This is a genomic window from Roseateles sp. So40a, from assembly GCF_048081605.1.
GTDB lineage: Bacteria > Pseudomonadota > Gammaproteobacteria > Burkholderiales > Burkholderiaceae_C > Roseateles.
Map to the genome: position 1 here is coordinate 4575671 of NZ_CP182288.1, position 12669 is coordinate 4588339.

General features: G+C 63.7%; 8 protein-coding genes and 1 tRNA gene. All 9 read right to left on the minus strand.

Translation table 11 applies throughout. The features are described from left to right. Positions 1 to 66: 66 nt before the first annotated feature. Complete coding sequence (gene rpoC, locus ACNI65_RS20860; RefSeq protein WP_416759112.1) at positions 67 to 4290, minus strand: DNA-directed RNA polymerase subunit beta'; 4224 nt, start codon at positions 4288 to 4290, stop codon at positions 67 to 69. An 18-nt stretch (positions 4291 to 4308) separates the two neighbouring features. Continuing rightward, positions 4309 to 8430 carry a DNA-directed RNA polymerase subunit beta gene (rpoB, locus tag ACNI65_RS20865; RefSeq protein ID WP_416759114.1) on the minus strand — a complete coding sequence of 1374 codons (4122 nt, stop codon included), beginning with the start codon at positions 8428 to 8430 and terminating at the stop codon, positions 4309 to 4311. 379 nt (positions 8431 to 8809) lie between these two features. Beyond that, positions 8810 to 9190, minus strand: coding sequence for a 50S ribosomal protein L7/L12 (rplL, locus tag ACNI65_RS20870; RefSeq protein ID WP_416759115.1), 381 nt, complete (start codon positions 9188 to 9190; stop codon positions 8810 to 8812). A gap of 49 nt (positions 9191 to 9239) precedes the next feature. After that, on the minus strand, positions 9240 to 9767 hold the full coding sequence (rplJ, locus tag ACNI65_RS20875) for a 50S ribosomal protein L10 (RefSeq protein ID WP_416759116.1): 528 nt from the start codon (positions 9765 to 9767) through the stop codon (positions 9240 to 9242). A gap of 316 nt (positions 9768 to 10083) precedes the next feature. Continuing rightward, positions 10084 to 10791: a 50S ribosomal protein L1 gene (gene rplA / locus ACNI65_RS20880; RefSeq protein ID WP_377158121.1), complete on the minus strand. Its 708-nt coding sequence runs from the start codon at positions 10789 to 10791 to the stop codon at positions 10084 to 10086. A gap of 1 nt (position 10792) precedes the next feature. Next, positions 10793 to 11224 carry a 50S ribosomal protein L11 gene (gene rplK, locus ACNI65_RS20885; protein ID WP_416763671.1) on the minus strand — a complete coding sequence of 144 codons (432 nt, stop codon included), beginning with the start codon at positions 11222 to 11224 and terminating at the stop codon, positions 10793 to 10795. Between the two features lie 218 nt (positions 11225 to 11442). After that, complete coding sequence (gene nusG, locus ACNI65_RS20890) at positions 11443 to 12027, minus strand: transcription termination/antitermination protein NusG (protein WP_416759117.1); 585 nt, start codon at positions 12025 to 12027, stop codon at positions 11443 to 11445. A gap of 22 nt (positions 12028 to 12049) precedes the next feature. Then, the gene (gene secE / locus ACNI65_RS20895) at positions 12050 to 12433 is read right to left on the minus strand and encodes a preprotein translocase subunit SecE (RefSeq protein ID WP_416759118.1); all 384 of its coding nucleotides are present in this window, start codon (positions 12431 to 12433) and stop codon (positions 12050 to 12052) included. Between the two features lie 148 nt (positions 12434 to 12581). Then, positions 12582 to 12657 (minus strand) — tRNA-Trp (locus ACNI65_RS20900). Positions 12658 to 12669 lie beyond the last annotated feature (12 nt).

A 12669-nucleotide genomic window follows, 5' to 3' on the forward strand; every position in this document is an offset into this window, starting at 1 on the left:
TTTCGGGACGGCAGCCTTTGAGGCGACGTCGATCGTGCCGCGGGCGGCACGATCGGATCAGCCGGCTTACTCGCCAGTGGCGGCGTCGCTGGCCGCGTCGAGCGCGGACAGCTGCACCGCGGCCATTTCCTCGGCTTCCTGGATGGCGATGGAGCGACGCTCGGCGTCGTCCATCTCTTCCTTGGCGCGACGCGCCAGGTGGAAGGCCATGCCGGTACCGGCCGGGATCAGACGACCGACGATGACATTCTCCTTCAGACCACGGAGTTCGTCGCGCTTGCCCATGATCGCGGCTTCGGTCAGCACACGGGTCGTTTCCTGGAACGACGCCGCCGAGATGAACGAGTCCGTCGACAGCGAGGCCTTCGTGATGCCCAGCAGCACGTCGGCGTGCGTGGCGATCATCTTGCCCTCGCCGCGCAGGCGGTCGTTGGTGTCCAGCAGCTCCGAACGCTCGACCTGCTCGCCAGCGATGTACGACGAGTCGCCCGGGTTCGTGATCTGCACGCGACGCAGCATCTGGCGAACGATCACCTCGATGTGCTTGTCGTTGATCTTCACGCCCTGGAGTCGGTACACGTCCTGCACTTCGTCGACGATGTAACGGGCCAGCTCTTCGATACCCAGCAGACGCAGGATGTCCTGCGGATCGGCCGGGCCGTCGACGACCAGTTCGCCGCGGTTCACCACCTGGCCTTCGTGGACCAGGATGTTCTTTTCCTTGGGCACCAGCAGCTCGTGCTTGCGGCCTTCCGGATCGGTGATCTCGAGGCGGACCTTGCCCTTGGTTTCCTTACCGAACGAGACCGTACCGGTCTGCTCAGCCAGGAAGCCGGCGTCCTTCGGCGAACGGGCTTCGAAGAGTTCCGCCACACGCGGCAGACCGCCGGTAATGTCGCGGGTCTTCTGGCCTTCCACCGGAATACGCGCCAGGACTTCGCCCGGAGCCAGTTCCTGTCCGTCGCGGATCTGCACCAGCGAGCCGACCTGGAAGCCGATCGTCACCGAGTGATCGGTGCCGGGGATCTTCACTTCCTGGCCGTTCGGATCCAGCAGCTTGACCTGCGGACGGACGACCTTGGCGGCGCCGCGGCGCTTCGGGTCGATCACGACCAGCGTGGACAGACCCGTCACCTCGTCGACCTGCTTGGCCACGGTGACGCCTTCCTCGACGTTCTCGAACTTCGCCTGACCGGCGAATTCCGTGATGATCGGGCGGGTCAGCGGGTCCCAGGTCGCCAGGATCGTGCCGGCCTTGATGGTCTGGTCAGCCTTGATGTTCAGCAGGGCGCCGTACGGCACCTTGTGACGCTCGCGCTCACGGCCGTGCGGGTCGGTGATGATGATTTCGCCGGAACGCGAGATCACCACCAGTTCGCCCTTGCCGTTCGTGACATAGCGCATCGTGGCGTTGAAACCGATGATGCCGTCCGACTTGGCTTCGACGCTCGAGGCCACCGCTGCACGCGAGGCCGCGCCACCGATGTGGAACGTCCGCATGGTCAGCTGCGTGCCCGGCTCACCGATCGACTGGGCGGCGATGACGCCGACCGCTTCACCGGTGTTGACCATGCCGCCGCGACCCAGGTCACGGCCGTAGCACCGGGCGCACAGGCCGAAGCGCGTGCCGCAGGTCAGCGGGGTGCGGACCTTGACCTCGTCCACGCCGGCCGCTTCCAGCACGTCCAGCACATCCTCGTCGAGCATGTTGCCGGCGGTCAGCAGCGTCGCTTGCGTTTCCGGGTGCAGGACGTCGATGGCGGCCACGCGACCCAGGATGCGGTCACGCAGGGACTCGATCACCTCACCGCCTTCCACCAGGGCGCGCATGTTGATGCCGTTGTCGGTGCCGCAATCGGATTCGGTCACGACCAGATCCTGCGTCACGTCCACCAGACGACGGGTCAGGTAACCCGAGTTCGCGGTCTTCAGCGCCGTGTCCGCCAGGCCCTTACGAGCACCGTGGGTGGAGATGAAGTACTGCAGAACGTTCAGGCCTTCGCGGAAGTTCGCCGTGATCGGCGTCTCGATGATCGAGCCGTCCGGCTTCGCCATCAGGCCGCGCATGCCGGCCAGCTGACGGATCTGCGCCGCGGAACCCCGCGCGCCCGAGTCGGCCATCATGTAGATCGAGTTGAACGACTCCTGCTCGACTTCCTTGCCGTTGCGGTCGAGGATCTTCTCCTTCGACAGCTGCGACATCATGACCTTGCCGACCTCGTCACCGGTCTTGCCCCAGATGTCGACGACCTTGTTGTAGCGCTCGCCGGCGGTCACGAGACCCGAGACGTACTGCTGCTCGATCTCCTTGACTTCCTTCTCGGCGCGGTCGATCAGCTCGGCCTTCTGCTTCGGGACCAGCATGTCGTCGATGGCGATCGAGATGCCGGCGCGCGTGGCGAGCTTGAAACCGGATTGCAGCAGCTTGTCTGCCAGCACCACGGTTTCCTTCAGGCCGCACTTGCGGAAGGACGTGTTGATCAGTCGCGAGATTTCCTTCTTCTTCAACGCCTTGTTGATGTTGGAGAAGGGAAGGCCCTTGGGCAGGATCTCGGACAGCAGCGCGCGACCGACGGTGGTGTCGGTCAGCTTGGTCTCGGGGACCCATTCGCCGGTGTCCTTGTCCTTGCTGTACTCGGTCAGGCGGACGCTGATCTTGGCGGTGATCTCCACCGCGCCGTTTTCCAGCGCACGGATCATCTCGGGGATGTCCGTGAAGATCATGCCCTCGCCCTTGCCGTTGGTGCGCTCGCGGGTCGCGTAGTACAGACCCAGCACCACGTCCTGCGACGGCACGATCGACGGCTCGCCCGAGGCCGGGAAGAGCACGTTGTTCGAGGCCAGCATCAGCACGCGGGCTTCCATCTGCGCTTCGATCGACAGCGGCACGTGGACGGCCATCTGGTCACCGTCGAAGTCGGCGTTGAACGCCGCGCAGACCAGCGGGTGCAGCTGGATCGCCTTGCCTTCGATCAGCACCGGCTCGAACGCCTGAATGCCCAGGCGGTGCAGCGTCGGCGCGCGGTTCAGCAGGACCGGGTGTTCCTTGATGACCTCTTCCAGGATGTCCCAGACGACGGGGGTGCCGCTCTCGACTTCCTTCTTCGCGGCCTTGATCGTGGTCGCGATGCCCATCGCTTCCAGGCGCGAGAAGATGAAAGGCTTGAACAGCTCCAGCGCCATCAGCTTGGGCAGTCCGCACTGATGCAGCTTGAGCGTCGGGCCCACGGTGATGACCGAACGGCCCGAGTAGTCGACGCGCTTGCCCAGCAGGTTTTGACGGAAGCGACCGCTCTTGCCCTTGATCATGTCGGCCAGCGACTTCAGGGCACGCTTGTTCGCGCCGGTCATCGCCTTGCCGCGGCGGCCGTTGTCCAGCAGCGAGTCGACGGCTTCCTGCAGCATGCGCTTTTCGTTGCGCACGATGATCTCAGGGGCCTTCAGCTCGAGCAGACGGGCCAGGCGGTTGTTGCGGTTGATGACGCGACGGTAGAGGTCGTTCAGGTCGGAGGTCGCGAAACGACCGCCGTCCAGCGGCACCAGCGGACGCAGGTCCGGCGGCAGCACCGGCAGCACTTCCAGCACCATCCAGTTCGGCTTGATGCCCGAGCGTTTGAAGGCCTCCATCACCTTGAGGCGCTTGGAGTTCTTCTTGATCTTCAGCTCGGAGCCGGTCATGTCGTTGCGCAGACGGTCGATCTCGACATCGAGATCCATTTCCGCCAGCAGCTTCTGGATGCCTTCGGCGCCCATCAGCGCGATGAACTCGTCACCGTACTCGACGCGCTTCGCGTCGTAGTCGTCCTCGGACATGATGCTGAACTTCTTCAGCGGGGTCATGCCCGGGTCGACGACGACGTACGCCTCGAAGTACAGCACGCGTTCGATGTCGCGCAGCGTCATGTCGAGCACCATGCCCAGACGCGACGGCAGCGACTTCAGGAACCAGATGTGCGCGCAAGGAGCGGCCAGCTCGATGTGGCCCATGCGCTCACGGCGCACCTTGGTCTGGGTGACTTCGACGCCGCACTTCTCGCAGATCACACCACGGTGCTTCAGGCGCTTGTACTTGCCGCACAGGCACTCGTAGTCCTTGATCGGGCCGAAGATCTTGGCGCAGAACAGGCCATCACGTTCCGGCTTGAACGTCCGGTAGTTGATGGTCTCGGGCTTCTTCACTTCACCGAACGACCACGAGCGGATCTTCTCGGGCGAGGCCAGCCCGATCTTGATCGCGTCGAAATGTTCGTCCGGCGTGAATTGCTTGAACAGGTCCAACAAACCCTTCATACGATTCTCCTGTTCTCTTTAGTTGCGCTCGAGCTCGATGTCGATGCCCAGCGAACGGATTTCCTTCACCAGCACATTGAACGACTCGGGCATGCCAGCTTCGATCGAGTGCTCGCCCTTGACGATGGACTCGTACACCTTCGTACGGCCGTTCACGTCGTCGGACTTCACGGTCAGCATTTCCTGCAGGATGTACGAGGCGCCATAGGCTTCCAGCGCCCAGACTTCCATCTCACCGAAACGCTGGCCGCCGAACTGCGCCTTGCCACCCAGCGGCTGCTGCGTGACGAGCGAGTACGGGCCGGTCGAGCGGGCGTGCATCTTGTCGTCGACCAGGTGATGCAGCTTCAGCACGTGCATGTAGCCGATCGTGGTCGGGCGCTCGAACTGCTCGCCGGTGCGGCCGTCATACAGGAAGGCCTGCGTGCGGCTGGGCGTGAGGCCCTTCTTCGCGGCGATGTCGTCCGGGTAGGCCAGCTTCAGCATGTTGCGGATTTCCTGTTCCTTCGCGCCGTCGAAGACGGGCGTCGCGAACGTCGCGCCATGCTGCAGGTTGCGGGCCATGCCCAGGACTTCGTCGTCGCTCAGCTGGGCGATGTCCTCGGACTTGCCGCCGTTCTGGTTGAACAGCTGGTCCATGAAGTCACGCAGCTCGGCCACGCGGGCTTCGCGCTGCAGCATGTCGCCGATGCGCTGGCCGATGCCCTTGCCGGCCCAGCCCAGATGCACTTCCAGCACCTGACCCACGTTCATCCGCGACGGGACGCCCAGCGGGTTCAGCACGATGTCGGCAGGCGTGCCGTCGGCCATGTAGGGCATGTCCTCGATCGGGGTGATCTTGGACACGACACCCTTGTTGCCGTGACGGCCGGCCATCTTGTCGCCAGGCTGCAGGCGGCGCTTGACGGCCAGGTACACCTTGACCATCTTCAGCACGCCCGCGGGCAGCTCGTCGCCTTGCGTCAGCTTCTTGCGCTTCTCGTCATAGGCGAGGTCGAAGCTGTGACGGGTCTGCTCCAGCGAGTTCTTGATCGACTCCAGCTGGTTGGCGATGTCGTCCTCAGCGGGACGGACGTCGAACCAGTGGAACTTCTCGACCTCGGCCAGGTAGTCCTTGGCGATGACGGTGCCCTTGGTGATCTTCTTCGGACCGCCATTGGCGACCTTGCCCACCAGCAGCTTCTCGACGCGGTCGAACGCGTCGGCTTCCACGATGCGCAGCTGGTCGTTCAGGTCCAGGCGGAAGCGCTTCAGCTCGTCGTCGATGATCTGCTGGGCGCGCTTGTCGCGCTGGATGCCTTCACGGGTGAACACCTGCACGTCGATGACGGTGCCGTTGGTGCCCTGGTCCACGCGCAGCGACGTGTCCTTCACGTCCGAGGCCTTCTCGCCGAAGATCGCGCGCAGCAGCTTCTCTTCCGGCGTCAGCGTGGTCTCGCCCTTGGGCGTGACCTTGCCGACCAGCACGTCGCCCGGGTTCACTTCCGCACCGATGTACACGATGCCGGATTCGTCCAGACGAGCCAGTTGCTGTTCGCTCAGGTTCGGGATGTCGCGGGTGATTTCCTCGCTGCCCAGCTTCGTGTCACGCGCCATGACCACCAGTTCCTCGATGTGGATCGAGGTGTAGCGGTCTTCGGCCACCACGCGTTCGGAGATCAGGATCGAGTCTTCGAAGTTGTAGCCGTTCCACGGCATGAACGCGACCAGCATGTTCTGGCCCAGAGCCAGTTCACCCAGGTCGGTCGAGGCGCCGTCAGCAATGATGTCTTCCGCGGCGACGCGGTCGCCACGCTTGACGATCGGACGCTGATGGATGTTGGTGTTCTGGTTGCTACGCTGATACTTGATCAGGTTGTAGATGTCGACACCGACTTCACCGGCCACGGTCTCATCGTCGTTCACACGGATCACGATGCGGTTCGTGTCGACGTAATCGACCACGCCACCGCGGCGTGCGGCCACCACCGTGCCCGAGTCCTTCGCGGCGACGCGCTCGACGCCCGTGCCGACGAAGGCCTTTTCCGGACGCAGGGTCGGGACGGCCTGACGCTGCATGTTGGCGCCCATCAACGCGCGGTTCGCGTCGTCGTGCTCCAGGAACGGCACCAGCGACGCCGCCACCGACACGATCTGCGTCGGCGCCACGTCCATGTACTGGATGCGCTCGGGCGAGGTCAGCACCGAGTCGCCGTTCTCACGCGCGGAGACCAGCTCGTCGACCAGCTGGCCGCCTTCGTTCAGCGACGCGTTCGCCTGGGCGATCACGTACTTGCCTTCCTCGATGGCGGACAGGTAGTCGATCTGGTCCGTGACCTTGGAATCGACCACGCGGCGATACGGCGTCTCCAGGAAGCCGTACTCGTTCAAGCGCGCATACAGCGCCAGCGAGTTGATCAGACCGATGTTCGGGCCTTCCGGCGTTTCGATCGGGCAGACGCGGCCGTAATGGGTCGGGTGCACGTCACGGACTTCGAAGCCGGCGCGCTCGCGGGTCAGACCGCCCGGGCCCAGTGCGGAGACACGACGCTTGTGCGTGATCTCCGACAGCGGGTTGGTCTGGTCCATGAACTGCGACAGCTGCGACGCACCGAAGAACTCCTTCAGGGCCGCGGAAATCGGCTTGGAGTTGATCAGGTCATGCGGCATCAGGGCTTCGGTCTCGGCCTGGCCCAGACGTTCCTTGACGGCCTTCTCGATACGCGCCAGACCCGAGCGGTACTGGTTCTCGGCCAGTTCGCCGACGCAACGCACGCGACGGTTGCCCAGGTGGTCGATGTCATCGACCTCGCCGCGGCCATTGCGCAGCTCGACCAGGATCTTGACGACGTCCAGGATGTCCTCGTTGGACAGGGTCATCGCACCGGTCGGGATGTCGCGGCCCACGCGGGCGTTGAACTTCATGCGGCCGACGCGCGACAGGTCGTACGTGTCGTCGCTGTAGAACAGGCGGTTGAACAGCGCTTCCACCGCGTCTTCCGTCGGCGGCTCGCCGGGGCGCATCATGCGGTAGATGGCGACGCGCGCGGCCAGCTGGTCGGCGGTTTCGTCCGAGGCCAGGGTCTGGCTGATGTACGCGCCTTCATCCAGCTCGTTCGTGAACAGGCACTGGATGTCCTTGATGCCGGCGCCGCGCAGCTTCTTCAGCAGCGAGTCGGTCAGCTCATCGTTGGCCTTGGCGATGATCTCGCCCGTGTCCGGGTCGACCATGTTCTTGGCCAGCACGCGGCCGAGCAGGAAGTCTTCCGGCACGGTGACGTGCTGCGTGCCGGACTGCTCCAGCTGACGCACGTGACGGGCGGTGATGCGCTTGTCCTTCTCGACCAGCACGTTGCCGCTCTTGTCGGTGATGTCGAAGCGCGCGACTTCACCCTTCAGGCGTTCGGCCACGAACTCCATCTGGGCGCCCGAGTCCATCAGGCGGAAATTGTCGAAGACGAAGAAGTGCGCCAGGATCTGCTCGGGATTCAGGCCGATGGCCTTGAGCAGGATCGTGACCGGCATCTTGCGGCGGCGGTCGACGCGGAAGTACAGGATGTCCTTCGGGTCGAACTCGAAGTCCAGCCACGAGCCGCGGTAGGGAATGATGCGGGCCGAGAACAGCAGCTTGCCGGACGAGTGGGTCTTGCCCTTGTCGTGTTCGAAGAACACGCCGGGCGAGCGGTGCAGCTGCGAGACGATGACACGCTCGGTGCCATTGATGATGAACGAGCCGTAATCGGTCATGAGCGGCACTTCGCCCATGTAGACCTCTTGCTCCTTGATCTCCTTGACCGTCTTCGGCTGGGGGCTTTCCCGGTCATAGATGATCATCTGCAGCTTCGCGCGCACGGCGGCGGCGAAGGTCAGACCACGCTGCTGGCATTCGCGAACGTCGAACGGCGGCTTGGCGATGTTGAATTCGAGGAACTTCATTTCCACGAACCCGTTGTGCGACACGATCGGGAAGGTGGAGAGGAACGCCGCTTGCAGGCCTTCCGGCTTGCGCTTGAGCGGTGCGACATCCTTTTGCAGGAAGTCGACGTACGACTCCTTCTGCATCGTCAGCAGGTACGGAACGTTGAGCACGCTCACGCGCTTGCCGAAGCTCTTGCGGATACGCTTGCGCTCGGTGTAGCTGTAGGGGGTTGCTTGCGCCATAAAGACTCCGTGTCGAGCGCGCCACTGGCCGTGAGGCGCGCTGCGTCGGCGACTGGCTGTTCGGGCGTTGCACCCGAAGCTTGGTGGTTGGCCACTACCAACCGCTGGCGGACAACCCCGATCACCGGGCGGCAAGGAGGGCGTTGCACCCCACGCTTGACGCACGATTGGACCGCGGTCCGACCAAACCGTTCTCTGCAGTCGGATCAGAGAACACTCGAAAGAACCGTGCATGATACCGCACGATGCTTTCGATTGCTCTTTGTCAACCGAAGACATCCAGGGACAAACCCTGAAACGAGGAAAGGGGAGGCCCCATGGGACCACCCCTCTCTCGGTGTGGAACCCGGTGAACGAGTCACCGGATCCCCGCAAGGTCTTACTTGAGTTCGACCTTGGCGCCGGCTTCTTCCAGCTTCTTCTTGGCAGCTTCGGCGTCGGCCTTGGAGATGCCTTCCTTGACGGGCTTCGGAGCGCCGTCGACCAGGTCCTTGGCTTCCTTGAGGCCCAGGCCGGTGATTTCGCGAACGGCCTTGATGACCGAGACCTTCTGGGCGCCGGCGTCAGCCAGGACCACGGTGAACTCGGTCTTCTCTTCAGCGGCGGCAGCGCCACCGGCGGCGGCGCCACCAGCAGCCGGAGCGGCCATCGAAGCGGCGGACACGCCGAACTTCTCTTCAATCGCCTTGACCAGGTCGTTCAGTTCCAGAACGGTCATGCTGTCCAGGGCAGCCAGGAAAGCGTCTTTGTCGAATGCCATGATAGGTTCCTAAATACAGAGTGTTTTGATTGCGCGAATGCAGCGTCGATCAGGCGGCAGCAGGAGCTTCTTCGGCAGCAGCGACTTCGCCGCCACCCTTCTGCTGAGCCAGGGCAGCCAGCACGGCCGCGGTGCGTTGCACCGGCGACTTGAGCAGGCCGGCGATCTGCGACAGCAGGACTTCCTTGCTCGGGACAGCCGCCAGCGCCTTCACGCCGTTGACGTCCAGAGCCTTGCCGCCGTAGGCACCACCCTTGATGACGAGCTTGTCGTTGGTCTTGGCAAAGTCAGCGATGACTTTGGCAGCCGCGACAGCGTCTTCCGAAAAGCCGTAGATCAGCGGGCCGACCATGGCATCCGAAGCAGCCTCGAACGACGTGCCGGCGACAGCACGGCGAGCCAGGGTGTTCTTCAGGACATGAAGGTACACGCCTTGGGCACGCGCGGTGACGCGCAGCTTGTTCAGGGCTTCAACGGTGAGGCCACGGTACTCAGCCAACGCCAGCGTCTGGGACTTGGCGGCTTGCGCTGCCACGTCGGACACGACGGCTGCTTTCTCGTTGCGATTGAGACTCAAGGTCTACTCCTCACATTACGCCCTCGAAGCGCTGCTCGCGCATCGCCTCTCGGGCACCGGAATCAGCGACCTTCTGTCAGGAACCCATCGCGTCGAAACGCGAGTCGAATCCTTTCAGCGGGACCGCCATCTGCGCTGGCCGAGGACCGAAATCCCCGATTAAGCGATCACCCCATCAACTGCGGGATCTCTCGCCAGCGGTCTTGGATGACCTGGCCGGATTGCTCCGGCCAGCCCACCAATTCATCAGCATCACGCCAGACTCGCGTGACGCCTCATCTGAAGCATCGGGCCGCGGACGCGGCCCGAGGCGTGCTTAGGCAGCAGCGGCGGCGTTGATCGTGCCGACGTCCACGCGGGCGCCAACGCCCATCGTCGACGAGACAGCGACCTTGCGCAGATAGATACCCTTGCTCGAGGCCGGCTTGGCCTTGTTCAGGGCTTCCACCAGAGCGCGCAGGTTGCCTTCCAGCTTGTCGGTGTCGAACGAGCGACGGCCGATCGTGCCGTGGATGATGCCGGCCTTGTCGACGCGGAACTGGACTTGACCAGCCTTGGCGTTCTTGACGGCGGTGGCGACGTCCGGGGTCACGGTGCCGACCTTCGGGTTCGGCATCAGGCCGCGCGGGCCCAGGATCTGACCCAGGGTACCCACGATACGCATCGTGTCCGGCGAGGCGATCACGACGTCGAAAGGCATGTCGCCCGCCTTGACGCGCTCGGCCAGGTCTTCCATGCCGACGACGTCGGCGCCGGCGGCCTTGGCTTCTTCAGCCTTGGCGCCTTGGGCGAACACGGCGACGCGCTTGGTCTTGCCGATGCCGTTGGGCATCACGACGGCGCCACGGACGACCTGGTCCGACTTCTTCGCATCGACACCCAGCTGGATCGACACGTCGATGGCTTCATCGAACTTGGCGGTGGCGCATTCCTTGACCAGGTTGATCGCGTCGGACAACGCGTACAGCTTGGTCGATTCCACCTTGCCCTGCAGGGCTTGTTGACGCTTGGTCAGCTTGGCCATGTCAGACACCCTCCACGATGATGCCCATCGAGCGGGCCGAACCAGCGATCGTGCGAACGCCGGCGTCCAGATCAGCAGCGGTGAGGTCCTTCTGCTTGGTCTTGACGATCTCTTCGAGCTGGGCGCGGGTCAGCTTGCCGACCTTGTCCAGGTGGGGGCGCTGCGAGCCCTTCTCGATCTTGGCAGCCTTCTTCAGCAGCACGGTCGCCGGGGGCGACTTGATGATGAAGGTGAAGCTCTTGTCCGCGAAGGCGGTGATCACCACCGGCAGCTTCATGCCCGGCTCATAGCTCTGCGTCTGGGCGTTGAACGCCTTGCAGAATTCCATGATGTTCAGGCCGCGCTGACCCAGCGCGGGACCGACCGGCGGCGACGGATTCGCCTTGCCAGCCGGGATTTGCAGCTTGATGTAGCCGACAATCTTCTTGGCCATGTTTTCTCCTGATGGCGAGACGACGGCCACGCCGTTTCGCCTGAGTGCTAACGCCAGGGGCTGGTCCGGAGGACGTACCCTGGCTCCTCTTGCCCGCCTCTCGTTGCGGACTGTTCACGGACGGTTGCGCCGGCTTTCGCCGGCGAGCACCATCGGGCTCTTGTTCTTGCGCTGGAACGGCCGATGGCGGCCAGGGCCGCCATGCCAGTCGCGAGCGATCAGACCTTCTCGACCTGCGCGAAGTCCAGTTCGACCGGCGTCGCACGACCGAAGATCGTGACCGAGACGCGCAGCTTCGACTTGTCGTAGTTGACTTCCTCGATGCTGCCGTTGAAGTCGGTGAACGGGCCTTCCTTGACGCGCACGACCTCGCCGACGATCCATTCCACCTTCGGCTTGGGCTTGTCGACGCCTTCTTGCATCTGGTTGACGATCTTCATGACCTCGGCTTCCGAGATCGGCGCCGGGCGATTTTTCGCGCCGCCGACGAAACCGGTGACCTTGGACGTGTGCTTGACCAGATGCCAGCTGTCGTCGTCCATGACCATCTCGACCAGCACGTAGCCGGGGAAGAAACGGCGCTCGGTGACGGCCTTCTTGCCGTTCTTCAGCTCGACGACTTCCTCGGTCGGCACCAGGATGCGACCGAACTTGTCCTGCATGCCGGCGCGATCGATGCGCTCGCGCAGGTTGCGCTCCACCGCCTTCTCCATGCCGGAATAGGCGTGCACGACATACCAGCGCTTGGCCGGGCCAGCGGGCGCGGTCGACTCGGTCGCAACGACGTTTTGATCTTCGCTCATCTTGGTCCCTATCCGTTCCCGCTCAGCGCTTCCAACCCAGAACCAGGTCGTACAGCACCCATTCCAGCGTCTTGTCGGTGAGCCACAGGAACAGCGCCATCACGACGACGAACGCGAACACGTACAACGTCATCTGGCCGGCTTCCTTGCGGGTCGGCCAGACCACCTTGCCCACTTCCTTGTACGAGTCCTGACCGTAGGCGATCAGCGACTTGCCGGACTCCGACGTGAAGAACGCGGCGACCGCGGCAGCCAGCAGCGCCAGCAGGGCACCCCATTGCACCCAGGGCCCCTGCTTGCTCAACGCATAGAACGCCACGATGGCCGCGACCAGCAGCAACACTGCGCCGGCCAGCTTGACCTTGTCGGCGCCCGTGGTCACGGTTTCGACTTGAGGATTGGACATTGAACTCACTTCCGTGTCGCCGCTCATCGCGGAGACCTTTGCCCGCCTAGATTGATCGAGGCGAACCCACCAGCAGCAAAGCCCGCCGAGATGACTCCCGCGGGCTTGGCGTGACCACTAGGACCAACGTTCGCTTATCGCTGATCGTTGGCAGGGGCAGAGGGTCTCGAACCCCCAACCTTCGGTTTTGGAGACCGACGCTCTGCCAATTGAGCTATGCCCCTGTGGCCTTTGAC